Genomic DNA, 24942 nt, shown 5'->3' on the forward strand with positions numbered 1-24942 from the left:
AAGGGTTGTTTTATATAACGGTCGTACAGGAAAATTTATACCTCCGGTGCCGAGTACGTCCAGACGGCTTCCGGGCAATGGTTTACAACGTTTTCCGCAATACTGCCCAGCATCAGGTGTGTCAAACCGGTATGTCCGTGGGTAGACATCGCAATGATTGAGAATTCGAGTTGCCGCGCGAATCTAATAATTCCTTCTTCCTCTGTTTTGGCTTGCTTGATTACTGCCAAGTAGTTTTCTAGATCATAAAAGCGCGCAAAGTTTTCCAAAGCCATCTTCAATTCGTGATCTTTCTGCCTGGATTCCGGGGTTTTCACATGTAGCAAATAAAGCCTCGCATTAAAAAAAGCTTGCAATGCTTTTACTTTTTCGATCAAGGCACCCTTATTCAATTCAATCGTAGTAGGGAAAATAATATTCTTTATTTGCTCGACTTTCTGGTCTTTGTGAATGGCGAAAACGGGAACAGGGGAGCTTCGGACTATTTTTTCAGTATTGGAGCCAACGAGAATTTCGCTGAGCCCGCTGGCACCGTTTGTTGCCATCACCACAAGATCAGCATTATGCTGGTGAATAGACTTTAAAATTGCATGATTGAACAGACCTTGTTCAATAGCGAGTTTCACCGGGACGTTACCCGTATCTACCTTTTGCTTTAATTCATTAAAATCGGAAGCGGCTTGTCGTTTCAATTCAGCAAGAATAGACATTGAGTCTACATAATATGGATTTGTTTCAAGGGTCTCAATGTAGTCGGGGGTCAGGTTAATGACATGTAAAACAGTTACTTCTCCTTGGCTTAGAGCCGCAATTTCAATAGCAAATCGAAGCGCCTGCTCAGAGGCCTTCGAAAAGTCACAAGGAACCAGAATATTTTTCATGAGATTAAGTTATTGGTTAGTTGCAGAGCTAGTCCATTTCCAAGATAAAATAAGGGGATCGTGGACTTTAATGCCTTGATAAGGCTTAGCCCAGATTATGATTTTGATCAATAACTGTCTTTAATAGAGTCGTTTCCAGTACTTATATATCTCAAACCAGCTAACGGAAATAAAGCCAATCAGAATGCAAAGTAAAGCCTGCTCTATGTTCACAGCGTCGAGCTTAAACAAGGCTCTCAGGGTGGGAGTAAAAAGGATTACAACGCATAGGGAAATCGAAATCGTTAAGACCCACCCAATCAGATCATTTTTATATTTCAATGTGGTAAGCAGTGATTTCTCAAATGAGCGGTTGGCTAGCGTCAGAAAGAAATTAGCCGAAATAAGACTGATAAAGACCAGTGATCTGGTCATAGCCTCTGAGCAGCCGATGTTTAGCCCATACCAGTAAACGCCAAATAAACCTGCCGTAATGACCAGGCCCTGAACGAAGCTAAGCAGCAATTCATTTGCACTAAATAGGCTGCTGGTGAAAGGGCGTGGCGCTTGCGATAAAACATCTTTGTCGCTAGGCTCATTTTCGTAAACGATCGAGCATGTAGGTCCCATAATCAGTTCAAAAAAGATCACGTGTATAGGAGTGAAAATCTGAGCATACTTCCATCCCAGCAGCAGTGGTACAAATAAGGTCAGGATGATGGGTATGTGAATGGAAATAATGTACCGGATCGCTTTTTTTAGATTGGTATAAATTCTTCTCCCGGCCGCAATGGCGTCAACCATACCGGACAGATCATCATTTTGCAGAATAAGTGCAGACGCTTGTTTGGCAATCTCGCTTCCTTTTTTGCCCATGGCTATGCCAATGTGGGCCGCTTTTAGCGCCGGGCCATCGTTTACACCATCGCCGATCATCGCCACTATCTGGCCATTGGCTTTCAGCGCATTGATGACCCGAAGTTTTGCCTCAGGAAACATGCGCGCAAAAATCTGGGTATCAGTTACAGTTTTTCGCAGCTGCTGATCATCCTCTCCGATAAGGGTCTGCCCAAGCAGGACATTTTCCGCGCCACGGAACCCGATTTGCGAGGCAATGTTCTAGGTTGTGGCGGCATTGTCGCCAGTAATGATCTTTATCTGTATGCCAGCTCTGTAAAAAGATTCGAGTACAGAGCGGATATTATGCTTAGCAGGGTCGTAAAAGGCGATAAGCCCTACAAACCGAAATTCGATCTGCTGCTGCGTTTCTGGAAATTGGTTAGCGGAGAAACTACTCTGTCCAACACCAAGAACCCGGTATCCCTTTTTTGTGAATTCATTGACAGGCTTCAAGATGCTTTCCTTCTCTACATTGCTCAACATGCATACCGATAACATAGCCTCTGGCGCTCCTTTTGCTGCCACCATTCTTACTCCGGATGCATTTTCAAATATGTGTGTCATCATCGGAGGCGTGCCACTCAGCGGGTATTCGTAAACCATTTTGAAGTCAGGCCGGTCATCTTTGCCAGGTAGCTCTTGATATGCCTGATGTAGTGCGATTTCCATAGGATCGAACGGTTCGGGCTCACTTGCCACATGGCTGTTGACAAGACATGAATGGTCTCCTTGCTTGGTTTATCAAAGATTGAAACGATCGCATTTTCGGTAGGAAGATAGATCCCAGCCAGCGACATCCGGTTTTCAGTGATGGTGCCTGTTTTGTCCGTGCAGATCACGTTTGCGCTTCCCAGCGCCTCAATGGTCTTTGCATTTTTGACAATTACGCCCACTTTCATCAGGCGAAATGCACCCAAGGCCATAAACGTGGTGAAGGCAACCGGTATTTCCTCGGGAAGGTTGCTCATTGCCAGGGTAAGTGCCTTCATTAAACTATCCAGCACGTTTTGTGATCTGGCGTAGTTGATGGCCCAGACAAATACAAACACGACAGCCCCAATGAATGCCATATTTCTTACCAGCTGATTGATCTGAATTTGCAGCGGCGTTTTCTCAACTTCAATCAAGTCGAGACTTTCGCCAATCTGGGCTAGGCGTGTTTTATTTCCGATTGCCGTCACCTGGCAAACTGCACGGCCGCTGGCAACAAGGGTACCCTGGTAAACCGGGTCGGAACCATATCTAAAAACAGACATTGATTCGCCGGTTAAAATCGATTCGTCGACTGAAAAATCGTGCGCCTTTATAACTGTGCCGTCCGAGGCGATCCGCACGCCCTCTTCCAGGATTAGCAGATCCCCTACAACAATGTCTTCAACTGGAATCGGAGATTCGATACCATTTCTTATAACAAGGCTTTTCGGCTGGGTAAATTGCCTGAGCTTTTCCAGTGCACTTCTGCTTTTTGTATCCTGATAAAGCGAGATAATGGAGATCAGCACAATTGCACCAATCATCATAAGACCTTCCTGAACAGAGCCTGTCAAAAAATAGATACTGGCAGCGATCATAAGCAGTATTAGCATCGGCTCTTTGACGAGCGATACTAGCGCTTCAAAAAATTCGCTACGGGATTTCCTTTTCAGGTAATTCCGGCCAAACTCTTTCCTTGATGCCAGAACTTGCGCATCATTTAAGCCCGGGCTTTCAATAGTATTTACAGTTTGCACAGGAATATTTAATGGTAGCAGGAGCCAGGAAAAAAATAAGCCCGCGATTTGCCGGCTTATTTTTTAAACTGCACCTCAACTTTTTACAATGCATACTCTTCCTCTTCTACCACCAGATTGTTGATGACCTGGCTTACTCCGGAGGCAGCCCAGGCAGCATCTTCCGCATCTTCTCTTTCACTCCAGGAGCGGACTGTTCCTGATAAAGTGACTTTATTCCGGACACAGAGACCTTTACCTTTTCTGAATCAATAGAGGCATGACGCTGGAAGGCAGATCCGATCTTTTTGATAATATCCTCTGTGATAGGTCTGGCTTTTATAGTAATCGTATTGACAACCATGCGGACACCAGCCAGATTCTCGATCGCATGGACCGCCATGGTCCGTTCATAGGACCAGTCAACTTCACCAGATAAGGTCACAAATCCGTCTTCCACTTTGATCTTGATTTTTTCGGTTGCCACAGCCGAATGCCATTCAAGCGCATTGGCTACGGCCTCTGCCAGTTCTGTATCCGTTTTTTGATTCTCCGGATAAACATGTACGATGATGTCTTCTGCAATAGCTTTCACTCCGGACACCTTTTTTGCAGCTTTCTCAGCAGCCAGTTTTTTAGGATATGAGTTAACTAGTCCAGACAGCGTTACAATCCCATTCTTGACAGAAACGCCTATTTCAGCAGCGTCCAGGATTGGCTGCCAGCGTAATTGATCTATTGAATTTGGCCTTTAATTGATAATCATCTTATAAGTATGGGGTGGCTTTGACACCATCCGCTTGATTAGATTTTCAAATATTCCTTCTTTCATTTTATGCCGATTCAATCTGTAGGTGTATTCATTGATGTAAGCTTGCAGATAGTGAACTGAGTGGTGAACGCCTCTGAGCCAAGCCTTAAACATCATTATACTTCTGTGCAATTGAGGAAAGTTTTTGCCCTTTTTCTCTGATTTTTCACGAGTAGGTTTTGGGAACTCTGACTCCAGACCTTTATAACCTGTCCAACCGTCCGTACGAACCAAAGCGTCTTTATTGATATGCTCCTCCATGAATTTTTTAAGGTTTTTCTTGCTAGCCGTCTCAATAACCCGGCCATACATACGAGAAACGCCCTTTCCCTTTCGTTCAACAGCAACAACCATGATCTTCTTTTTACCTTCATTTCGCCCAATTGCTTGCTCGTCTTGGCCACCGACGTAAGTTTCATCGACATCTACCTTACCTTCCATTGGAAAATTTTGACTGCTCTCCATGGCCTTCATTACTTTTTGCTTGAACAGCCAACACGTTTTTTGACGTAGGGCCAATTTGCGACTTAATTCGGTGCTGCTAATCCCGTTTTTTGTTGTGGCTAAATAATAAATGATGTAAAATGCTTTCAAAATCGGCAATTTGCTTTTGTGAAATAACGTACCGGCCATTGGTGACTCACCGTGATTACAACGGCTGCATTGTCGGTCATAAGCCTTATTCCCCGTGCAGTATTTATCATGCCCACACCTATTACATTTGAAGCCATTGGCCCATTTTAAATTAGCAATATATTCCGTGCACTTTTCATCATTCGGAAACTGGGCCTGGAACTCAAATAATGATAGACTTTTGAATCGCTTTTCCATTAAAATATGCTTATTTATAACTAAATATAAGCATATTGAAGCTATCAATCAAGAGCCTAATTCAATTGATCTATTACATTTTTTTGAATTTCCAGGTCCGTTTTCATTGTTGAATTTGTCTAAGTTTAACATCGGCTATAGCACTCGCCTTATTTCAAAATTATTTTCTTTAAGCTTGTAACGGAATGATGCTAATCAGCTCCTTCAATGATTGTCATCTGGTGGGTCAAGTCCGACGATCAGCCCAGGATCACCATCGGTGCTTTGAGCCCGTCTTTAACCGACTCTTTGTGATAGACCAATAGTGGAACTTGGGTATCCACCGTCAATTTTTTTGTCATCGAGGGGTTAAGGAGCTTTTCAAGAAAGCCTCTACGCCGGTTAGAAACGATCAGTAAATCCGCCTTGATCTGATTGCAGTAATTTTCCAGCCGATCCATCACATGATCACTATTGAGTATCGTAATCTGGTCGCGACCAATGCCAAGCTCATGCTCTATTTCATCAATGTACTGCCCATCCGGTTGGATGTCGAGCTGCTCATCGGAATTAACTTTTACCAGTCGAAGCTTACTTTTTAACTGTTTAGTCAAAGCGATGACATCAACGAGTATTTCCTTCTCATCAAATTCCAGTTGAGTAGCATAAACGAACTGGCCAAAATGAATCACCTCATTGCTTGGCGGTATAATGAGAACTGGGCAATGCGCATGCAGTGCAATACCGGTCGCTGCGCTGCCTATCAATCTGTCGAGAAATGCTGCGTGACCAGTTCTTCCGACTATGATCAGATCGGCGGAGTTTTCTTTTGCCTGTTTGAGTACAGCCGTTTCTACGCCGCCGGTTTCCCATATGGCATCCGCGCGAAAGCCTTCCTGTTGTGCCCGGGACACTCGCTCGTTTAGTTTTGTGCGGTAATTGTCTTCCAACTGCTGATAGATGGGCGCAGTAACGATGGATTCGGGGATCATAAAGTCCCCAACATAAGGCTGGTAGGCATACATGATCAGCAGCTTTGCACCAGTATTAGCTGCGATTTGCTTGGCAGCCTCTAGTGCCTTGTCAGCATTTTCGGAAAAGTCTAAGGGTACTAAGATCGTTTTCATAGGATGTATTATTTATTGGGAATGCTCTGAGTCAGCATAATACAAAGCTCGTATCTGTAGGCCTGCAAGAGAATGACAAAGGTCATATCGTTTTAGAAGCGTGATCAGTCAGCTATTTCCTGTTGGCCAATAGCTTTGCTTATAATAGGCATAACCTTATGAATATGAGCGGAAGCAACACAGTGAATTCCATCTTTGATATCGATCTCTCACCTAAGCCAGGTAAGACCTACTGGGCTGATGGTAACAGGGAGTGGCGTGAGGAGTTTATCTATTTTCTTTTAATAGACCGCTTTCATGATGATCTTGAAAGAACGCCTGAGGACAAGCCAAACAGACAAACCGGCTTTGGGAATGCAGATCAGCTTCAGAGAATTTGTGGCGGGACACTCAGCGGGATTACCCGTCACTTGGACTATATCCGGGACCTGGGTTGCACAGCATTATGGCTGAGCCCGGTGTTTCAGAATAACACCTTTTCTTACCACGGGTACGCAGTGGAAAATTACCTGGCAGTCGACCATAGGTTCGGAACGAAAAAGGATCTTGAAGAGCTCGTCGAAAAGGCACATAGTTATGATATCAAAGTCTTTTTGGATATCGTCTTGCATCATTCCGGGGACAACTGGACTTATCCGGGCGATGAAAAATATTACTATTATCAGGGGGCAGTATTTCCATTTGAGTCTTGGCGCTCAGCCGATTTACCTGTCCCAATTGAGCTGAGAAATCCCGAGCTTTACTGGCGAAAAGGGCAAATCCGAAATTTCGATGCGTATCCTGAAACCCGTGAAGGCGATTTTGAAAATCTTAAGAGCTACAAAAATGATGCTTCTCCAGAGGCTTTGCTGGTTCAGCAGATCCTGACGAAGATACATTGTTACTGGATCAGGGAAACAGACGTCGACGGTTTCCGTATTGATGCCGTCAAGCATATGGGGGAGGAAACCGTTAGCCAATTTTGTTCACACGTACGTGAGTACGCTTACAAGCTAGGAAAACGTAATTTCTTCTTTTTTGGAGAGTTTGTCGGTCCCGAAGAGATGTACAACCGGTATATCGGCCCGAAAACTTCTGTGATGATCGAAGATAAGGCCATTTATTTTGGGCTTAATTCTGTTCTGGATTTTCCGCTCTACCATATTCTGGCTGACGTGATCCGTGGTGTCTCTAAACCGCAAAAGCTGGTCGAGCGTTATGAATCACTCCGCCAGGGAGCGATGGGCAGAGGTGAGTTTGGTGAGTTCCTGGTAACCTTTATCGACAACCACGATCAGGTAGGGCAGGTAATAAAGCGGCGATTCGGTAAAGAGGCCTCTGAAAACCAGATTATTGCAGGCATTGGATTTTTGCTGTGCGCACTGGGTACGCCCTGCATTTACTATGGCACTGAGCAGGGCTTTGACGGCTCAGGTGAAAAGGATTTCAATGTTCGCGAAGCGATGTTCAGCTTAGAGGATCCCAAAGTAAATGCTTTAAATAAATCCTGCCGGATCTACCAGCAGATCGCTGCTCTGGCCAAACTCAGAAAGGAAAATGCGGCGCTCAGGTTCGGGCGTATGTATATGCGAAAACTTTCGGTGGACGGAAAGGATTTCATGCTTCCCACATTTGAAAAATGCCTTCTGGCGTTTTCAAGAGTTCTTTATGATGAAGAAATTGTGGTTGCTTACAACAGCTCTCAAGATGAGAACGATGAAGAGTACGTCCGGGTAGATCCGCTACTGAACCCGCAAGGGAGCTCACTTAGGTTTATTTACGGACAGCAAGGCAGCGTGAATGTCCTTTTGAATGAAGAGGGTAATAAGCATTTTATCAAGCTGAAACTGGAACCCGGCCAATTTGTTGTCCTAACTAACAAAAGCTAACCGTTTACGATAGCTTATTATTTGGTTGACATGTAACTTATAAAATCTTCAAAATGGGAAATGCAAAATCTGGTTTGGTCATCATTGTCTCGGGACTGCCAGGCTCAGGTAAGAGCTACTTTGCCCAGAAACTGGCCGTGACGCTTAAAGCGGTTTATTTGAGTAGCGATAGGATTAGAATTTCGCTTCAAGCCAAGGGGAAGTATACATTAGACGACAAAATGTATATATACCGGACTATGGCTAAGCTGACGGATAAGCATTTGAGCAGGGGGGAAACGGTCGTAGCAGACGCAACTTTTTATCACCACGCCATGCGAGACTTGTTCTCTGGCATTGCCTCAAAGCGTAATTCCAAGATTGCTTTTATCTTGGTTATAGCCAGCGAGGAGCTGGTGCGCGAGCGGTTAGATGAGCTAAGAGCGGACAGCGAAGCAGATTTGGGTGTATACGAGAGCATGAAAGAGCTCTTTGAACCTTACCTTGATGAGCACCTGGTACTTCGTTCTGGTACTGACAATATCTCAGAGATGCTCACACTGGCAACCAGTTACCTGAGGAGATATGAATGAGGGCGAGATTCACGTACTAGCCGAAAAAGGTATTTATAACGGGAAAGCACTTTGCGCGCAATTGCAAGAAACGCACATATCCTGGATCCTGCTGACCGATACTCTGGCGTTCAAAATCAAAAAGCCGGTTAAGCTTTCCTTTCTGGATTTTTCCGAATTGTCTACAAGAAAAGCACTCTGCGAAAAGGAATTGGACCTGAATAAACGCTTCTCACCAATTTACCTGAAAGTACTTCCAGTCACTAGTCATGAGAATGGATTTGAGATCGGCGGCTTACACGGCAAACCAGTTGACTATACGTTGATGATGAAGCGGTTATCAACTGAAAAGAGAATGGATCACCTGCTTTCCAAAGAGAAAATAGGCAGCAATGAAATGATAGCATTAGCTGAGAAAATTGCCCAAATGCATCGTGACGCTCCGGTTGTCTATCAACCGTTTGATCTGTTGGCACAGATGGCCACATTCAACGACATCGCCGGCATACGGCCATTTATTTTAGAGCATTCCAGTGCTTACTACCAGGAAATCATTGATCATGCGATTGCATTTAGTGACGCATTCATTACTCAATATGCGGGCAGGATTAGGGAGCGGGGACGGCTTGGATTTATAAGGGACATTCATGGCGATTTGCATAGTGGCAATATCTTCATTGATGATAAACCGATCCTCTTCGACTGCATTGAGTACAATGATGCTTTCAGGCAGATCGATGTGCTGAGCGATATCGCTTTTTTATGCATGGACCTGGAATATTTTGGCCATGATGCGCTCTGTGAAATTTTCCTTTCTGTTTATTGCGACCGCTTTCCAGCCTTTCAAACTGCTGTTGATAACCGCATCTTCCTTTATTATAAATGCCTGCGCGCAAACATCCGGGCGAAAGTAAATGCATTGAGCGCTATGGAGTCAGAAGGTACCGCAGATTCTCAGGGACACCTGGACGCGGCAGAAAACTATCTTCGCCTTATCAGCAGTTACATCAATCAACTAGAAGCCTAGCCTGATTATTCTCATAAGGAAGGCTGGCTCGGATCATGTTTTTGGAGAGTTACAGGGGATAATTTTATCGATATATTTTGATTTCAAATCGTTGAAAGAAGTTTAGACTAAAATCATCTTAAGACCTCAACCAGCTGTCCTATGAGCACATTCCAAACCAGTTTCATTAAAGTCGTTACCGGAATTTTTGTCAGCGCAAAACAAGAACCCGAAAAAGCTTTCCCAGCCAAAGCTGACGGCTTTGAAGTGTTCCTTTCCCGTATTAAAGCAAATAGCCATAGAATTAGATCTTAACAAATGGGAACGACAAATATCTACGCTCAGGTCGCGTCCACCCTAAGAGACAAGCCGGCCTTTTCCGCTTCGTTTAAAGTTACGATTGCAATTGCTGCACTACTTTGCTTGATTTTTTTGATGGGCCGCTTAAATCTTTACCTTAAATTTACCGACGAGGTAGCACAGTTATTTAGTGACTCAAAAGACATATCATCCCAAAAGTTTACAGCCAAGCAGCTCGCCGGGCTTCCGGTTCCTGTCCGGAAGTATTTTCGGCACGTGCTTAAAGAAGGGCAGCCGTATATTAGCAATGTCCACCTGGTCCATAATGGATTGTTCAAAACCGATTTAAAGAAGGATTGGATCAAAATTGCAGGCGAGGAATATTTTACCGCAAGTAAGCCAGGGTTTGTCTGGAAAGGCAAAACGGCAATGTTTACGGCTCGGGATATGTTCATTAATGGCAGGGGCAGGCTGGTAGTCTCTTTATTTTCACTGTTTACCATTCAAAACGAAACTGGTGAGAAGTATGATAAAGGGGAGTAATGCGTTGGCTTGGGGAAAGCGTTTGTTTTCCAACCAATTTACTGCCAAGTCAACATTTGAGATGGTTGCCTATCGATGACAACTCTGCTAAACTTGAATTCGATTATGGGGATTTGGCCGTTTCTTTCACTGTTATCTTTGACGCGCAGCATCAGATCGCAGAATTACGTACATTACGTAATATGGGCGATGGGCCAAGACAACCATGGGTTACTAAGGTAAGCCATTACAACAGTTGGAATGGTGTTTTGATTCCGACAGTCCTTGAAGCCGGATGGGAAATCGAAAAAAATACTTGCCATACGCCCGCTTCAACATACAGGAGCTTACCTATAATGGCGGATTCTGATTTAACTATCCAGCTCATATTCTCCACTGACCAGCATCATATATGCCGACCTATACCTTGATGAACTTTGCATTTAAGTATAGCATGCCAGTATTTAAATGCTTTTCAAATCATGTTCATAAAAAATATCCGCAGTCTGCCGTTAGCCACTGTTTTTGAACTACTCGACAGTAATGAACAGGGGTTAAAGGATGAAATTGTCAGGGAGCGACAAAAGCAAAACTTTAAGAAAATTATCGGTGAATCAGAGCTCAAAAAGGCCCTGAGGATATTCATTCGGCAATTCACCAGCCCGCTGGTGCTCTTGCTTGTAATAGCCGTCATGCTTTCGGCTGTTCTCGGAGAGGTTTCGGATACTTTGATCATCTTTTTCATCCTTGTAGTGACGGGACTGCTAAGTTTCTGGCAAGAGCTTCACGCGGGCAAAGCGGTTGAAAAGCTCAGGGAAATGATCGAAATCAAAAGCCTTGTTGTTCGCAATGGGGTTGAGCAGGCGGTCAATACAAATGAAATTGTACCTGGAGATATTCTCCATCTAAGGGCCGGTGACATTATTCCCGCAGATTGCCGAATTGTCGAAAGTAACGAGCTCCATGTGAATGAAAGCAGCCTTACCGGCGAAAGTTATCCGGCAGAGAAAATGGTGGGTATAGCCGACGATGCAGCTCCCCTTGCAAAAACTTTGAACTGTCTGTGGGAAGGGACCAATGTTGTCAGTGGAACTGCGACAGTCATAGCGGTTTACACGGGAAATGACACCCTTTTTGGTAAAATAGCCGCCAGCCTTTCGGATACGCCTGAAACAGCCTTTGAGAGGGGCATCAAACAATTTGGTTACTTCTTGCTGCAGATTACCGCCGCCTTAACGCTGATCATTTTTGCAATAAATATTTATTTCCACAAACCCCTGTTAGATTCACTGCTGTTTTCCCTGGCTCTGGCCGTCGGGATGGCGCCTGAGCTGCTGCCTGCCATTATGACCGTAGCTATGTCGTCGGCAGCGGCAAGGATGATGAAAAAGAAGGTGATTGTCAAGAAGCTTTCATCCATCTTTAATTTCGGCGAGGTCCGTATTTTGTGCTCCGACAAAACCGGGACCATTACAGAAGGCACTGTCGTAGCGAAAGATTTTGTTGACGTATATGGCAATCCGGATGATCAGGTCCGGTTGTTCGCATTTCTAAATGCATCCATGCAGCAGGGCTTCACTAACCCGGTCGACCAGGCGATCTGCGCGCTGAGCGTTCAAGATCCTGGTTATACCAAGCGTGGAGAAATACCTTACGATTTTATAAGAAAGAGGCTGAGTATTTTGGTAGGCTTTCAAGAAGAGGCAATCATTATTAGTAAAGGGGCTTTGGCCAACATTCTTCAAGTTTGCCAGTTTGTGCATACCCAGACGGGAGATTTACAGCAGCTGGATGAAAAGATGCGAAGCGATATCAATGATCGTTTTGAACGTTTTTCCAAAGAAGGGTATCGCGTGCTGGGTATCGCATCGAAAGTGTTTGGGGGGAATAAAATCAGCCGCGAGGATGAGATCGGGATGACATTTATGGGTTTTCTGCTATTAGAAGATCCACTAAAAGAATCCAGCATAGCCTCTATCAAAAGGCTCGGAGAAATGCAGGTTCAGTTCAAGATCATTACCGGAGACAACCGTTATGCGGCTGCGCATATCGCGCAGAAACTTGGTATCGGCCAGCCTCAGATCCTGACAGGTGACGAGCTAAACCAAATGTCGCCGGAAGCATTGCTTAACAGAGCGCTGAAAACCGATGTGTTTTCCGAAATCGAGCCCCATCAGAAGGTTCGTATTGTCAAAGCGCTGCAGCAGGCCAAGCAGGTTGTTGCCTATATCGGTGACGGCATCAACGACGTCGCCGCCATCAACGCGGCCGACGCGGGAATCTCAACAAGCAATGCGGTGGACGCGGCAAAACAAGCTGCTGATTTTGTTCTGCTGGAAAAAGACCTTTCTGTATTGGCCGATGGCATCCAGGAAGGGAGAAAGTCCTTTGTCAATTCAATGAAATACATTTTCATTACCACAGGTGCCACATTCGGCAATATGTTCAGTGTCGCTGCGGCTTCACTTTTACTCCCTTTTCTGCCTATGTTGCCCAAGCAAATACTACTTACAAACTTTATCACCGATTTGCCCGCTTTGGCGATTGCGTCCGATAATGTGGATCAGCAGCAACTTGCTTCGCCCGGCCGTTGGAACATGAAACTGATCCGGAATTTTATGATCGTCTTTGGGCTTCACAGTTCTCTGTTTGATTTTTTGACGTTCTATGCGCTCTATTTTCACTTTCATTTGACCGGGGCTGCTTTTCGTACAGGCTGGTTTCTTGAATCGGTGATTACCGAGCTGTTGATCTTGCTGGTAATCCGTACCAAAGTATCATTTTTTAAAAGTAGGCCTGGAAATCTGTTGCTAACTATCACGATTATTGCGCTGATATTGGCCGTTTACCTCCCATGGTCTCCGGTTGCCTTTTCTCTGGGCTTGACAGGGATTGAGGGGAAGCAGGTGTTAGTGTTACTCGGCATCCTGACTGCGTACATGATTACCGCCGACTGGTTAAAGGTGTGGTTCTTTAAATTCAATAAAGCCTGAGTGGCCGTTGCGGAACTAGCCTTATACTTAAGTACTGGGAATTATTAGTGCTGACTTCTGAGAATTCTAAAAATTCGGCGTAAAAGCAATCGAGGGCTTCAAAAATGCGCCGGTTAAGTGAGCCATGGTCTTCATTGCTGCACTATTTGTAAATTTCCTTTTGAATGTTTTGAGGTATTTTTTGAGATTGAAGCAGGTCGCTGCCATTAGCATCACCTTATGTGCTGCGGCTTTACCTAGAACATTGATTTTACTTAATCCGTAATGATGGACCAAGGCTCCAAAGACCGGCTCTACCGTACTTTGCCGGACTTGTTTCATCCGTTTACCACGCTTGCTTAGTTGTCTTTCATAGGCTCGGTGGTAATTTTCATAAGCTGTCGTAAAAATTCTTTTAAATTGAGATTTCGGCGTACAGGATTCTTTTAGAACACAGGGGATGCAATCTCTTTTTGAAGCCCGGTAGTTTTTTATTGGCTTTCCGTCAGAGGTTCGATCAAAGCCCTTAAAAGGAATTGTCTTACCCATGGTACAGGTAAAGACATCTTCTTTCCTGTAATAGGTGACCCATTCCCTTTCTGGTTTTTACTTTCCAAACACAGGGATCCATGGTGTGATATTTCTCAGGTCGAGGAACTGATAGTTAAACCCATTTGAGTACCCTGCGTCTGCTAACAGCTCAGTCATGCGAAGCTCATTAGCTTTCAGTCGGTTTTGGACTTGTAGAGTCATTGTTGGCAGATACTGACTGTCTCTTCCATCTGCGAAGTCAGCCTGTATATGACTGATTACGCCCTGGCCTGAATCTACTGCCATACTGCAGTGATGGTTAAGTTTTCTTGCCTTGCCAGGCTTTACCGAAATACGAGCATCCGGATCATGCGGATTATAATGCGTTTTATTACTGAATAACTGTGCTTTTTCAAGAGAGGCGCCGCTGGCACCAACCGGATTCTTGCGCAGCTTATCATGAATATGCTTCACACGCTTCAAATGATGCAGCGGAGCAGTAATCAACCCTGCCGTGGAAGTTGTAGCAGTTGGTACTTGATTTTCGTTCTCGGTATCTACGTTTTCAAAGTGCCTTTCAATAGATTGAAAAGGTCTTTTCAGTTCAAGACTTTCCATTGAAGCATTCGCCTTAATAGGTGCCGAGTCCATGGCTTGGGTATGTCCGCTAACCATGCCCTTATCAACACACAAGGCAAATATCTTATTGAATAGAGACTCAAAAACGGCAGCTGGATATAATTGTCTGGTCCGGCTAATGGTCGAATGACAAGTCCATGCGCATCGAGCAGTGATCCACCAATTTACGGTCAGAGGTTATGTTTTCCAGGTAACCGACCAGCATAAGTTTAAAAAATACAACCGGATCTATGGATGGGTTTCCAGTGCGATCATAGAGCTCTTTGGTTTCTTTGTAAATGGAATTCAAATCCAGCGCCTCTTTCAACTTTCGATAGAAATTATCCTTCGGAACCCGGGTCAGATAATTGAAAGCTGGTGAACAATTTTTCCGTGTAGTTTTTTCTTCCTTGCATTCCTGAAGTTACAAAAAAGCAACCTGTTTTGGAAGAAAATAAAGTTGTTTTTGTTCGAGTTCTGCAACGGCCACCTGAGTATTACTTAGCCGTATGTCGACGCCATAAAACTGACTAATGTCAGTCAGGAGGATAGATTGGGTCATCGGAAATAGCTCTATATCAGGATAATTTGGTAGAAAAATAGCTCAACTTACTATTCCTGCACATGAAAACGATATTAGTACCCTGCGATTTTTCAAAAGCTGCCATCCAGGCGGTCGAGTTTGCCCAAGAGATAGCTCAAGCAAGCCATGGACAAGTGAAAGTTTTGCATATTATTGAAACCCGGTATCTGTACGGGAATGGTATGGCTGGTCAGCCTTACCTGTTTGCCGATACCTCGCTTGCAGTCGATGGGCTGATTGAAGATGCTGAAAAAGAATTTGAAAAAATGAAATCGGCAATTGGTGAGGGGAGGGTACCTATTAATTTTTCGGTGGAAACAAGTCCTTTGATTGAAACAGTCCTCAATGTGGCTGAGCGCGAAAATGCTGACCTGATCGTCATGTCAAGTACTGGCGCGAAGGGCTTACGGGAATTTTTTATCGGATCAAATTCCGAAAGAATCGTGCGGCGCGCGCCAATTCCCGTGTTTGTGACCCACCAAACGCAGCATGTAAACGATATAAGGGATATTATCGTGCCTACATCAATGGACTTGACTGAAAATGAGTTTTTGACAGAGGTCAAAAAACTGCAAGCATTCTTTGGTGCAATTCTGCACGTGCTTTACATCAATAATTATCCAATGAGCTTGGTCCATGATCAGGAGGCCACAGCCAGCTTGCAGAGCTACGCCAACTTCTACAACCTGGAACGGTATACACTAAATGTGCGCCGCTGTGCAAGTTTTGAGGAAGGGATTGTGGATTTCGCTTCCCAGATGCCGGGTTCGATTATCGCCATGTCGACACATGGGTTCCAGGGAATTGAGCATTTGTTGAAAGGAAGCGTTGCCGAAGATGTGGTCAATCATACCACTGGAACTGTCTTCACTTACGTTAACCCGCAGAATTGATGCTTTGCGGGCCCGTAGAAAGGTCATCTAACATGAAAACATGGATAAGTGACGCCTTGCTTATGAAGCATATCGTCAGCACCCTGCACCAGAACTCTCGTCTTCATGATGAAGATATACGGGTATCTGTCAAAGAGGGATGGGTATCTCTGGAAGGAAAAGTAGATCAAGAGTCCGACAGGCAACTTGTCCAGGAAAGTGTTGAGAGGGTCCTGGGCGTTTATGGCATTACGAACAATCTAACCTTTTCCTGGCTTCACTCCAATTAATACTCTCTGGGAAATGCAAAAAATACTTGTGCCTTGTGATTTTTCTGTGTCAGCGCGACGTGGGCTTGAATTTGCTGTCGAATTAGCTCAGGCAACATCCGGAGTCGTTATTGTGCTGTCGGCAATTAGTCAACAGCAAGTAGACGAAAATCCGATCGTTTCGGAGCGTTATAAAGCCGAGTTTGAAAACTTCGTGGTAAAGATCAGCCAACCGATTAATATTATTCACACGATTCGAATTGGCAGGCTATTGCCAGCGGTCTTGGACCTGATTACTGAAGAGTCAGTGGATCTGATTGTGATGGGCACGCGCGGCTCCCGCGGGTGGGAGAGTACATTTATCGGTTCAAATGTTGAAAAGATTCTCCGACGCTCTCCTGTGCCAGTTTTTGCTGTCAATCAACAGTCGCATGGATATTCCGTTAATGCTGACCCCGTACCGGGCATACTGACCCCCTTAATTTAGGTTCTGATCTGAGAGATTCTGATGGGCTGACAATTTTACCGTTTTTTTCGTAAACTTTCACCCTTTAATTCGATGCGATAAGAGGTGTGAACTAGTCGATCTAAAATGGCATCCCCCTTATGCTAATGTTCACATAAGGGGGACGCGATTCTTGACCGAATTGTTTTCTCTTCCCACCGTATTGAGCTTGAAGGGGACTCTTTACGAAAGAAAAAACAGTTGAGTAGTTAAATTTAAACTACTATTATTGCAAACGGAAAGTGGCCCAATGATTCCCGGAACGCTGGCCCTATATGCTCCGAAACGCCTGCCCCCATATCTCCGAAATAGACACTCTGCATTCCACATCATATTGATTAGCAACCTTTTAATCTGATGTGATCCCTCCAAATTTCAAAGTGATCTGCGCAGAGATTCAATATAATAATAAGCAGGAAGAGTTTAGGTTGTCGGAATACTACATGTAAGGTCGGTCCATAGAGACAACTCTCAGCGAGACCGTTCGTACAAACGTAAGCAACCGCCTGTGACCATCTTCCAGGTCTGATTGAGAATTATGAATTTTGGGATATGAAAATAGAACAAAGCAAATCCCAGCAACGTTATCAGCAGCTTTACCGACGCTGGAAAGACAGCGGTAAAGGCGTCCGTGTATTTTGCCAACAAGAATCGATTAAGTATTCGACGTTTAGATATTGGATCAAGCGGTTAGAGACGGGCTCGGTTAGCAGGCAAGATTTCATAGAAATGAAATTGGATAGGGTCGAAGTGAAATCAAGTCATCCCTTGGCAGAACTGCGGCTAACTGAAAAGGGTACATTCATTTTCTACGAGTTACCTGAGCCAGCATGGGTAAAGGCGTTATTATCCTAGCCGATGTTATCTTTATCATCATCATCACGCTACTTTTTATACAGCCAACCAGCGGATATGCGCTGCGGTATTTATTCACTGGCCGGCCTGGTGCAAAATGGTTTGAAGCTGGATCCGTTGTCCGGTGATGTCTTTGTATTCATAGGTAAGCGGGCCAACCAGGTGCGTCTACTGCAGTGGGACGGAGATGGTTACGCACTTTATACAAAACGGCTGGAAGCAGGTACTTTTGAGCGCCCCGCAGATAAAAAGCTAATGATCTCAACCCGGGAATTAATGCTGATTTTACAAGGCGTCAAGCTAAAATCCGTGCAGCTACGCAAACGTTATAAACAACTTTCTATACATTAGAAAACAGATAATATTTGGTAGAAAGTGGCCTTTATGCAGTGTAAAGCCACTTTTTTTGTGTATTTTTATAGTATGACCACGGCCGAACCAGACTACAAACTACTATATGAACAGGCCCAGCAGAAGCTGGAGCAAACCGAGCAGAAACTCAGGCTGGCACTGCTCGATGCTAATGAATTACGCCGAAAACTTTTCGGAATTAGGTCCGATAACAGAGTTAAAAAACATCTGGAAGGGCAACTCGACCTGTTTCCCTTGGGCGCGACTCCTCAGGACATACAAAACTCGGAAGAGCTTACAGTTACTGAGGCTGAGAATCTTAATCAGGAGCAGGACAAGCAAGGTGAAAAGCGTCTGAAAGCAGAACGTACAAGAATGGTATTGCCAGACGAGTTAGAAAGAGAAGAGATCATCATCGATCCACAAGGCGATCTGGCTGATTATAAAGTAATCGGCCAGGAGGTGACTGAAATACTGGTGATGATCCCGGCCTCCTTCAAGGTTCAAAGAATCATCCGCCGCAAATGGGCATTAAAAGATCCTGTCAATTCAGATGAAAAAGGGGTGCTGATTGCACCGATACCATCCCGGACTATCAAGCGGGGCCTTTTTGACGAATCTGTTCTTGCACATCTTCTTACCAGCAAATTCGTTGACCACTTACCACTGTACCGGCAAAAACAAATCTTCGAGCGCATAGGGATGAAAATTCCGCCCTCGACACTGACAGACAATACCAACGCAGCATGTAAATCCCTGGAACCGATTTATAGCGCTCTCAAGCGTGAAGTATTAGCCAATCTATATTTGCAGGTTGACGAAACCAGTATACAAGTCCTGGAAAATAGCGGCAAGAAAGGTAGCTCTCACAAGGGTTATCTGTGGACTTACCATGCCCCGGCAGATGGACTTGTCTTCTTTGATTATCGTCCGGGCCGTGATAAAACCGGGCCGGAAAGAATACTGAAAGACTTTTCCGGCGTGATCCAAACAGATGGATACAATGTTTATCAGAGCCTTTTTGAGAAAAATCAATCTATCTATCATTACTTTTGTATGTCTCACATCCGCCGTAAATTCGATGAAGCGGTTAAATATGACAGCGAAAGAGCGAGTTGGGCGGTCGCAACGATAGGCCAACTTTACGGGATTGAAAAAGCAATCCGTGATCAGACTCCACCGCTTAATGAAGGCCAGATTGTTGAAAAAAGGATGACGCAATCCCTGCCGATCTTGACCCAATTACACGAATGGATGCAGGGTGAATATCCCAAGGTACTGCCGCAGAGCCCTATTGGAAAAGCGATAGGATATGCGCTTCCGCTTATGGAAAGCATGAGACTATACGCTCTTCATGGAGATTTGCAAATCGATAATAACCTGATCGAGAATGCGATCAGACCCATTGCCCTGGGTCGGCGCAACTTCCTTTTTGCAGGTACGCATGATACCGCGCAAAATGCTGCTATGATTTACTCTCTTTTTGCGACTTGTAAAAAGCACGATGTAAATCCACAAGACTGGCTACTGGACATTCTTCGAAAAATGAACGATCCAAACTACGAAGGTAAATTCTCAGATCTTCTTCCAAACCGCTGGAAATTTAACCAGTAATCCTCGTCTATACCTCGAAGAAACCAAGGGGGACTGCCGACTGCTTACGTACAAACAGAAAACTTTCGGCTCTTAGAAGTACCTGTTCTCCAGATTTTTTATGGCAGCAATAAGCTAGCGTCCGAATACTTTTCCCATTTGTCGTTTACCAGCTTACGTGGAAACGGTCTTTCTCATGACCTCTTTTATTACTTGCCATCCCGGTGAGTGATTCGGACAGAGCGTTTTGGTTTCCACTCTTCGATAGTGACTATTTTTAATGGTATACGCTCTTCTTGTGTAGTTGTTGAATGTATCCAATGAACATCCTTGATAACATGCGTTGCTTTTCTTTTAATGAGCCCAGGGAACGGCGGCAGCCGCCGCATGAACGATTACCAGACGGTTAATGCTATACCAATGGTAGTTACGAATATTTACAACGTTAAAAAGGTATCAATTTGCTTTTGAGTGGGCAACTATGGCGAGTATATTTTCAGAGGGCAACATACATATAAGCGCTAGCCTTCTCAATTAGTGCTGAATAATTTGATTGTATAATCAAGCAATTTGCTATTGCCCAGGTCGCCATGACCTGGAACCACAATTTTTACATTAGGATACCATTTTTTGACTTTTTCAACTGTAGGCGACCATTCTGCAATATTAGCATCTCCCAAATATCCCTTTTCTGCATCCAACTCTTTTATTAGGCAACCTCCAAACATAATATTGTCTTTTGGGAAATAGCCTACTACGTTATCTTTTGTGTGGCCGTCACCAAAAAACTTCACAATCACGTTTTCATGCCCCACCGTGATATTCAGAGAATCCTGGAAGCTATTCTGAGGAACGACGTAATTGTTCTCAGCTGCGAGCTTAATTGTTTTGAAATATGCATAAGAAGCAACAGAATTATCATGAAATGCTTTTAGTCCGCCCAAGCAGTCATTGTGGAAGTGAGTTGGTATTATCGCGTTGATTTTGCAATGAAGTTTTTCTTTGATCCATCTAATCAATTCCTCCGAACTCTTGTCATCGATAGGAGTGTCGAACACAATGACTTCGTTATCATTCCTTACAATAAGTCCATTACAAGGTACTTTACCGAAATCATTTGTCTGTGAATATGAGATGTGTTCATAAGAATTTTTGTCAATTTGCGTGATAAGCAGATTCTTGGACTGATAAACATTTTTAGATTTAAATATATCACGTGTCTGTGCACTACATTCGAAACCTACGATAAATAATATAAATAGAAGGAATTTGACAAATTTCATTTTGGGTAAGTTTTTAAATCTGCAGTAGGGGCTTAATGCACCTCCTAAGCGTAAATATATTTGATTTCCAATATTTGCCAATCTACATGAGCCCATCAGGTATGTATTAAAACGAACCAATTTTTTACACAATCCGCAATCATCCCAATCTCTTATAAGCAGCCGGGTTCATTCAAACCGTGGTTAAAATGAAATATCGCCATTTTGGTATTTTGTTGGATACATTACAAAGGGATGCTATAATAGTACAGTTAATGTTTTTTCTTTACGTTAAATTGTACTCAGATATTGAGACGATAGCATAGAAGCTATATAGATTTTTCCCGGCAGAGACCTGGGTTTGTCTTTGCTAGGAAACTTATGTTTCTTGACCTCATTTCATTTTCATATTCTTATGCTCGTTTTTCATTTGAAGGCAATGCAGGGCGCAGGCACCATACTGCTTGTAGTTTTCATGAACCGAAAGAACTGTTTTGCCATCTTTATCTTTGACCTCACAAATACCATTCATGGGAACAGATATTGTTAAACTATCAGTCTCCCCACTATTTACATGATACAGATAGGTGCCGTTTTTTGAAGCTTTACCAAGATTTTTTCCCGTTGCAGCATCGAGTGCATTTCCGGCATTGTCAATGTGGGCGATTTTTACTCCTGCCGCATCTTTGATTATCCCATCACTGGTAACCCAGCCAATGTGTTTTCCTTTTGCATCAGTAATCTTTCCCTTTGCATCAATGGAAGGTACTGGCATTTTGTAATTTTGTGCATAACTGTTTTGGGTAGCTGTTAAAGTTACAACTGCCAGGGCGAACAAAAATATTAGCTTTTTCATTGCTGAATTTTCTTTAATTAAATGAATTGTCAAATGTATGTTTTTGATAATAAGCAAAATGTGACATTGGTCAGCATCTTTTATGACCTGGATCCATTTGTAAAGACATACCGAAAATTAAAGGATTTTAGCTATCGGCACGTCTTCACTTCTTGCTGTATACGTCAACCGTTCTTTAGACCGGCGTAGCCATTTCTTCACAAGCTTTGGCGCATGTCCGGCACGCTTCAGCGCACTTTCGGCAATGATCCATTCCCATGGCTGCATGTCTTTCACACTCGTCAGCGCAGGCATTACAGGCATCTGCGCAGACGCGGCACAAGTGAGCACTGAAGCTGCTTCTCAGACTCATTAACTCGGCTGCACTTCGACACATAGCGGCACATTCAAGATCAAGTTGTATACACATGGTCAAATGGCCTACGTTTTCTTCTTTCAAACATGCGGTAGCACATTGGCTACAAGCGAGTGCACAGGCTACACAAGCATCAATGCAGTCTTTAAATTGCTGATTTTCCATGATTTGTGAATATTTAAGGATGAATTTATTTACTTCTGTTTGCCAGTAACCAGCTTTGAAATTGGGCTATCTCCTTGTTTTGATCTTCGACAATCATTGATGACAGTGATTTAAGCTGAGTATTTTTGCCCATCAATAGCTGCATTTGTGCCATTTCGGTTGCGCTCTGATGATGGCCAATCATCAGCGTGGCAAAATCCTGATCAATGTTCCCGGTGATAATCTGTAAGTCTGCCTGTTTTCCCATCCGCTCCATTCCTTCCATCATTTGCATGTGAAATTCCATGTTCATCGTTGTCGGGGTACTTGTGGCCAGGAAGGAATCAAGCTGGGTAATTTCTTTCTTTTGTGCATCGACAATATCCTGGGCCATTCTTTTCATTTCACTATTAGTTCCTGACTTCAATTCCAGTTCGGCCATTTCAATCGCGCCCATGTGGTGCATTTTCATCATTTCGGCATAGTCGATATCCGGATCCTGCGTCATTTTCATTGTTTCCATTTCAGCCATCATATCATGCATTACTGTCATCATTTGATTCTGGTCATGGGCCTGGATTTTAAGTGCATCATCGTCATCATCAGAACATGCAGCAGTAAAACCAAGTAAAGCAAGTAGCATCAATGTTTTGAAAGTCGTCTTCATAGTGTTTGATTTTAGTATGTTAAAAATAAAAACCGGATATTCTATCAATTTTATTTCACCGTGAGCAGTTTGGCATTCACCGCTACAACAATGGTAGATGCGCTCATTAATACCGCCCCCATGGCCGGACTGAGCATAAACGTAGGATACAGAACACCTGCTGCCAACGGAATTGCGATGACATTATAGCCAACCGCCCAAGCTAAATTCTGTATCATTTTCCGGTAAGTAGCCCTTCCGAAGGTGATCATTTGCACAACGTCCATCGGATCACTATTAACCAGGATAATATCAGCGGTCTCAGCTGCAACATCTGTTCCTGAACCAATAGCAATACCCACATCGGCCTGTGCCAAGGCCGGCGCATCGTTTACACCATCTCCGGTCATGGCAACAATTTCTCCTTTGTCCTGAAATTCCTTGACCTTGTCCTGTTTCTGATGCGGAAGAACATTAGCCAGATAGCCATCCATACCTAGTCTTTTGCTCACAGCTTCGGCAATCTTTTCATTGTCCCCGGTCAGCAGGAAGGTTTTAATGTTCATCTTTTTTAATGCGTCGATTGCCCCTGATGCACTTTCCCTTATAGAATCAGCAAAAGTGATTATTCCAACCAGCTTTCCGTCAACGAGTATAAAGTTTACTGTATCGGTATTCTGATCAACCTGATCCGGGATGGCAGGTATTGTTTTGTTTTCCTGATTAAAGTAATTTGGTCCGGCCGCAACTATTTTTTTTCCATTCACAGTTCCTGACACGCCGATACCAGGCATGTAATTGAAATCAGCAGATGACCAGAGCTCCAATCCTTTCTCTTTTAATTTCCGGATTACCCCGTGCGCGATATGATGTTCAGAGTTTTGCTGAATTGCGGCTGCATATTGCAGGATCTGATCGGCTGAAAACTGCTGGTCTTCAACAATGATCTGTTGGATTTCGTGGGAGCCTTTGGTAAGGGTACCTGTTTTATCAAAGATGATTGTCGTCAGTTTACGTGCATTCTCAAAAGCTGTCCGGTTACGGATCAAAAGGCCATGCGTTGCCGAAAGCGTTGTTGAAATGGCGATGACGAGTGGGATCGCTACACCAAGGGCGTGTGGACAAGAAGTTACCATCACTGTTACCATTCTTTCCAAAGCAAAAGACAAACTCTGCCCGCTGGAAAACCAGACAATAAAAGTGACGATCCCAACCGTAATAGAAACCAGGGTAAGCCATTTGGCAACCTTATCAGCCAGATTCTGGGTACTGGATTTAGCACTCTGTGCCGATTTGACCATACCAATTACCTTCTGCAGATAAGTGTCATCTCCTGCACCGGTAACCTGGACTTTCAATACCCCGTCGCTGTTAATGGCACCTCCAATTACTTTATCATCTTTCTTTTTCTGCACCGGAACACTTTCACCGGTCAACATGCTTTCATTTACATAGGAGCTACCTTCCAGGATTACCCCGTCAGCAGGTATCTTTTCGCCAGGTTTTACAAGCAATATGTCACCGGAGCGAAGATCCTTTAAAGCAATATCGGTTACATGGTTATCCCTTTCCACATGCACCACGGATGGAAGTAATTCTACCAGTGATTCCAGTGCCCTCGATGCGGCCATCTGGGATTTCATTTCCAGCCAGTGGCCGACCAGCATGATATCCATCAGGGTAGCCAGCTCCCAGAAGAAGTCCATCCCCTCCAGCCCAAATACAACTGCGACGCTATATACATAGGCAGTCGTAATTGCCACGGCGACCAGGGTCATCATGCCCAGGTTCTTATTTTTGACTTCACTGACAAGGCCTGTCAGAAAAGGCCAGCCACCATAAAAATAAATGATGGTGCTTAGGATTAGGAGCACATATTTGTCCCCGGAAAATGCAATGTCAAATCCGGCCACCTGCTGGATCATATGCGAGAGCAGCAATACAGGAATCGTCAGTACCAGGCATATCCAAAATCGTTTTAGAAAATCCTCTGTATGATGCCCTGCATGTTTGTCGTGGCCCTGGTGCTCATCCATTTGCTTCGTTGGATCATGATCTTCAGGCAT

General features: G+C 44.0%; 29 protein-coding genes and 2 pseudogenes. 14 read left to right on the forward strand and 17 right to left on the reverse strand.

Features of this window, described 5'->3' with window-relative positions:
* Window positions 1–35 precede the first annotated feature (35 nt).
* The 8 genes and pseudogenes from ON006_RS05085 to ON006_RS05115 form a co-directional block, all read right to left on the reverse strand.
* A complete protein-coding gene (locus ON006_RS05085) occupies window positions 36–881 on the reverse strand; it encodes a universal stress protein (protein WP_244819555.1) in 846 nt (281 codons plus the stop codon).
* 120 nt (window positions 882–1001) lie between these two features.
* A complete protein-coding gene (locus ON006_RS05090) occupies window positions 1002–1859 on the reverse strand; it encodes an HAD-IC family P-type ATPase (RefSeq protein WP_244819554.1) in 858 nt (285 codons plus the stop codon).
* Between the two features lie 120 nt (window positions 1860–1979).
* Window positions 1980–2429: a hypothetical protein gene (locus tag ON006_RS05095; RefSeq protein ID WP_374760199.1), complete on the reverse strand. Its 450-nt coding sequence runs from the start codon at window positions 2427–2429 to the stop codon at window positions 1980–1982.
* Window positions 2342–3490, reverse strand: coding sequence for an HAD-IC family P-type ATPase (locus ON006_RS05100; RefSeq protein ID WP_244819552.1), 1149 nt, complete (start codon window positions 3488–3490; stop codon window positions 2342–2344). The genes ON006_RS05095 and ON006_RS05100 overlap by 88 nt, the downstream gene beginning before the upstream one ends.
* An 83-nt stretch (window positions 3491–3573) precedes the next feature.
* Window positions 3574–3657, reverse strand: a pseudogene (locus tag ON006_RS32250) (BON domain-containing protein); the annotation flags it as partial.
* Window positions 3624–4208: a BON domain-containing protein gene (locus ON006_RS05105; protein ID WP_374761301.1), complete on the reverse strand. Its 585-nt coding sequence runs from the start codon at window positions 4206–4208 to the stop codon at window positions 3624–3626. The gene ON006_RS05105 and the pseudogene ON006_RS32250, both read right to left, overlap by 34 nt.
* Window positions 4209–4220: 12 nt before the next feature.
* Entirely contained in the window at window positions 4221–5111 is an 891-nt protein-coding gene (locus tag ON006_RS05110) for an IS1595 family transposase (RefSeq protein WP_244819550.1), read from the reverse strand.
* A 239-nt stretch (window positions 5112–5350) separates the two neighbouring features.
* Window positions 5351–6217, reverse strand: a complete 867-nt coding sequence (locus ON006_RS05115; RefSeq protein WP_244819549.1) for a universal stress protein — start codon at window positions 6215–6217, stop codon at window positions 5351–5353.
* A 164-nt stretch (window positions 6218–6381) separates the two neighbouring features.
* Between ON006_RS05115 and ON006_RS05120 the strand changes: the two genes are divergently transcribed.
* From ON006_RS05120 to mgtA, 7 genes are all read left to right on the forward strand, one after another.
* On the forward strand, window positions 6382–8085 hold the full coding sequence (locus tag ON006_RS05120) for an alpha-amylase family glycosyl hydrolase (protein WP_244819548.1): 1704 nt from the start codon (window positions 6382–6384) through the stop codon (window positions 8083–8085).
* Window positions 8086–8138: 53 nt separating this feature from the next.
* Window positions 8139–8657: a P-loop nucleotide/nucleoside kinase family protein gene (locus tag ON006_RS05125; RefSeq protein WP_244819547.1), complete on the forward strand. Its 519-nt coding sequence runs from the start codon at window positions 8139–8141 to the stop codon at window positions 8655–8657.
* Window positions 8650–9663, forward strand: coding sequence for a hypothetical protein (locus tag ON006_RS05130; RefSeq protein WP_244819546.1), 1014 nt, complete (start codon window positions 8650–8652; stop codon window positions 9661–9663). The genes ON006_RS05125 and ON006_RS05130 overlap by 8 nt, the downstream gene beginning before the upstream one ends.
* A 141-nt stretch (window positions 9664–9804) precedes the next feature.
* Window positions 9805–9957: a hypothetical protein gene (locus tag ON006_RS05135; protein WP_244819545.1), complete on the forward strand. Its 153-nt coding sequence runs from the start codon at window positions 9805–9807 to the stop codon at window positions 9955–9957.
* Between the two features lie 3 nt (window positions 9958–9960).
* The gene (locus ON006_RS05140) at window positions 9961–10485 is read left to right on the forward strand and encodes a DUF6544 family protein (protein ID WP_244819544.1); all 525 of its coding nucleotides are present in this window, start codon (window positions 9961–9963) and stop codon (window positions 10483–10485) included.
* Window positions 10485–10895: a DUF6544 family protein gene (locus ON006_RS32255; protein WP_374760198.1), complete on the forward strand. Its 411-nt coding sequence runs from the start codon at window positions 10485–10487 to the stop codon at window positions 10893–10895. Before ON006_RS05140 ends, ON006_RS32255 begins: the two co-directional genes overlap by 1 nt.
* Before the next feature lie 51 nt (window positions 10896–10946).
* Window positions 10947–13457 carry a magnesium-translocating P-type ATPase gene (gene mgtA, locus ON006_RS05145; RefSeq protein ID WP_244819543.1) on the forward strand — a complete coding sequence of 837 codons (2511 nt, stop codon included), beginning with the start codon at window positions 10947–10949 and terminating at the stop codon, window positions 13455–13457.
* 66 nt (window positions 13458–13523) lie between these two features.
* On the opposite strand, the gene ON006_RS05150 is transcribed toward mgtA, so the two are convergent.
* From ON006_RS05150 to ON006_RS32470, 3 genes are all read right to left on the reverse strand, one after another.
* Window positions 13524–13985 carry a transposase gene (locus tag ON006_RS05150; protein ID WP_244819542.1) on the reverse strand — a complete coding sequence of 154 codons (462 nt, stop codon included), beginning with the start codon at window positions 13983–13985 and terminating at the stop codon, window positions 13524–13526.
* A 57-nt stretch (window positions 13986–14042) separates the two neighbouring features.
* On the reverse strand, window positions 14043–14585 hold the full coding sequence (locus tag ON006_RS05155; protein WP_267609960.1) for a hypothetical protein: 543 nt from the start codon (window positions 14583–14585) through the stop codon (window positions 14043–14045).
* A 136-nt stretch (window positions 14586–14721) separates the two neighbouring features.
* Entirely contained in the window at window positions 14722–14913 is a 192-nt protein-coding gene (locus tag ON006_RS32470; protein WP_510185786.1) for a transposase, read from the reverse strand.
* Window positions 14914–15209: 296 nt separating this feature from the next.
* Here ON006_RS32470 and ON006_RS05160 point away from each other — a divergent pair, with 296 nt between their 5' ends.
* The 3 genes from ON006_RS05160 (at window position 15210) to ON006_RS05170 (ending at window position 16796) form a co-directional block, all read left to right on the forward strand.
* Window positions 15210–16061, forward strand: a complete 852-nt coding sequence (locus ON006_RS05160) for a universal stress protein (RefSeq protein WP_244819540.1) — start codon at window positions 15210–15212, stop codon at window positions 16059–16061.
* A 62-nt stretch (window positions 16062–16123) separates the two neighbouring features.
* Window positions 16124–16330, forward strand: coding sequence for a BON domain-containing protein (locus ON006_RS05165; RefSeq protein WP_244819539.1), 207 nt, complete (start codon window positions 16124–16126; stop codon window positions 16328–16330).
* Between the two features lie 13 nt (window positions 16331–16343).
* The gene (locus ON006_RS05170) at window positions 16344–16796 is read left to right on the forward strand and encodes a universal stress protein (RefSeq protein WP_244819538.1); all 453 of its coding nucleotides are present in this window, start codon (window positions 16344–16346) and stop codon (window positions 16794–16796) included.
* 35 nt (window positions 16797–16831) lie between these two features.
* Here ON006_RS05170 and ON006_RS05175 read toward each other — a convergent pair.
* A pseudogene (locus tag ON006_RS05175) lies at window positions 16832–16909 on the reverse strand (ATP-binding protein); the annotation flags it as partial.
* A gap of 34 nt (window positions 16910–16943) precedes the next feature.
* On the opposite strand from ON006_RS05175, the gene ON006_RS32475 reads away from it, so the two are divergent.
* From ON006_RS32475 to tnpC, 4 genes are all read left to right on the forward strand, one after another.
* Window positions 16944–17027 carry a hypothetical protein gene (locus ON006_RS32475; protein ID WP_510185788.1) on the forward strand — a complete coding sequence of 28 codons (84 nt, stop codon included), beginning with the start codon at window positions 16944–16946 and terminating at the stop codon, window positions 17025–17027.
* 339 nt (window positions 17028–17366) lie between these two features.
* Entirely contained in the window at window positions 17367–17669 is a 303-nt protein-coding gene (gene tnpA, locus ON006_RS05180; protein ID WP_244819537.1) for an IS66 family insertion sequence element accessory protein TnpA, read from the forward strand.
* Window positions 17670–17672: 3 nt separating this feature from the next.
* The gene (gene tnpB, locus ON006_RS05185; RefSeq protein WP_244819536.1) at window positions 17673–18020 is read left to right on the forward strand and encodes an IS66 family insertion sequence element accessory protein TnpB; all 348 of its coding nucleotides are present in this window, start codon (window positions 17673–17675) and stop codon (window positions 18018–18020) included.
* A 33-nt stretch (window positions 18021–18053) separates the two neighbouring features.
* Window positions 18054–19634 carry an IS66 family transposase gene (tnpC, locus tag ON006_RS05190; RefSeq protein ID WP_244819535.1) on the forward strand — a complete coding sequence of 527 codons (1581 nt, stop codon included), beginning with the start codon at window positions 18054–18056 and terminating at the stop codon, window positions 19632–19634.
* Between the two features lie 509 nt (window positions 19635–20143).
* Here tnpC and bla read toward each other — a convergent pair.
* The 5 genes from bla to ON006_RS05215 all read right to left on the reverse strand — a co-directional run bounded on the left by bla (window position 20144) and on the right by ON006_RS05215 (window position 24942).
* The gene (gene bla / locus ON006_RS05195) at window positions 20144–20896 is read right to left on the reverse strand and encodes a subclass B1 metallo-beta-lactamase (RefSeq protein ID WP_244819534.1); all 753 of its coding nucleotides are present in this window, start codon (window positions 20894–20896) and stop codon (window positions 20144–20146) included.
* Window positions 20897–21269: 373 nt separating this feature from the next.
* Complete coding sequence (locus ON006_RS05200) at window positions 21270–21731, reverse strand: hypothetical protein (protein ID WP_244819533.1); 462 nt, start codon at window positions 21729–21731, stop codon at window positions 21270–21272.
* A 175-nt stretch (window positions 21732–21906) separates the two neighbouring features.
* Window positions 21907–22251 carry a four-helix bundle copper-binding protein gene (locus tag ON006_RS32125; protein ID WP_244819532.1) on the reverse strand — a complete coding sequence of 115 codons (345 nt, stop codon included), beginning with the start codon at window positions 22249–22251 and terminating at the stop codon, window positions 21907–21909.
* Between the two features lie 25 nt (window positions 22252–22276).
* Complete coding sequence (locus ON006_RS05210; RefSeq protein WP_244819531.1) at window positions 22277–22897, reverse strand: DUF305 domain-containing protein; 621 nt, start codon at window positions 22895–22897, stop codon at window positions 22277–22279.
* A 50-nt stretch (window positions 22898–22947) separates the two neighbouring features.
* Window positions 22948–24942 carry a heavy metal translocating P-type ATPase gene (locus ON006_RS05215; RefSeq protein WP_267609961.1) on the reverse strand — a complete coding sequence of 665 codons (1995 nt, stop codon included), beginning with the start codon at window positions 24940–24942 and terminating at the stop codon, window positions 22948–22950.

This window comes from Dyadobacter pollutisoli (assembly GCF_026625565.1).
Lineage (GTDB): Bacteria > Bacteroidota > Bacteroidia > Cytophagales > Spirosomataceae > Dyadobacter > Dyadobacter pollutisoli.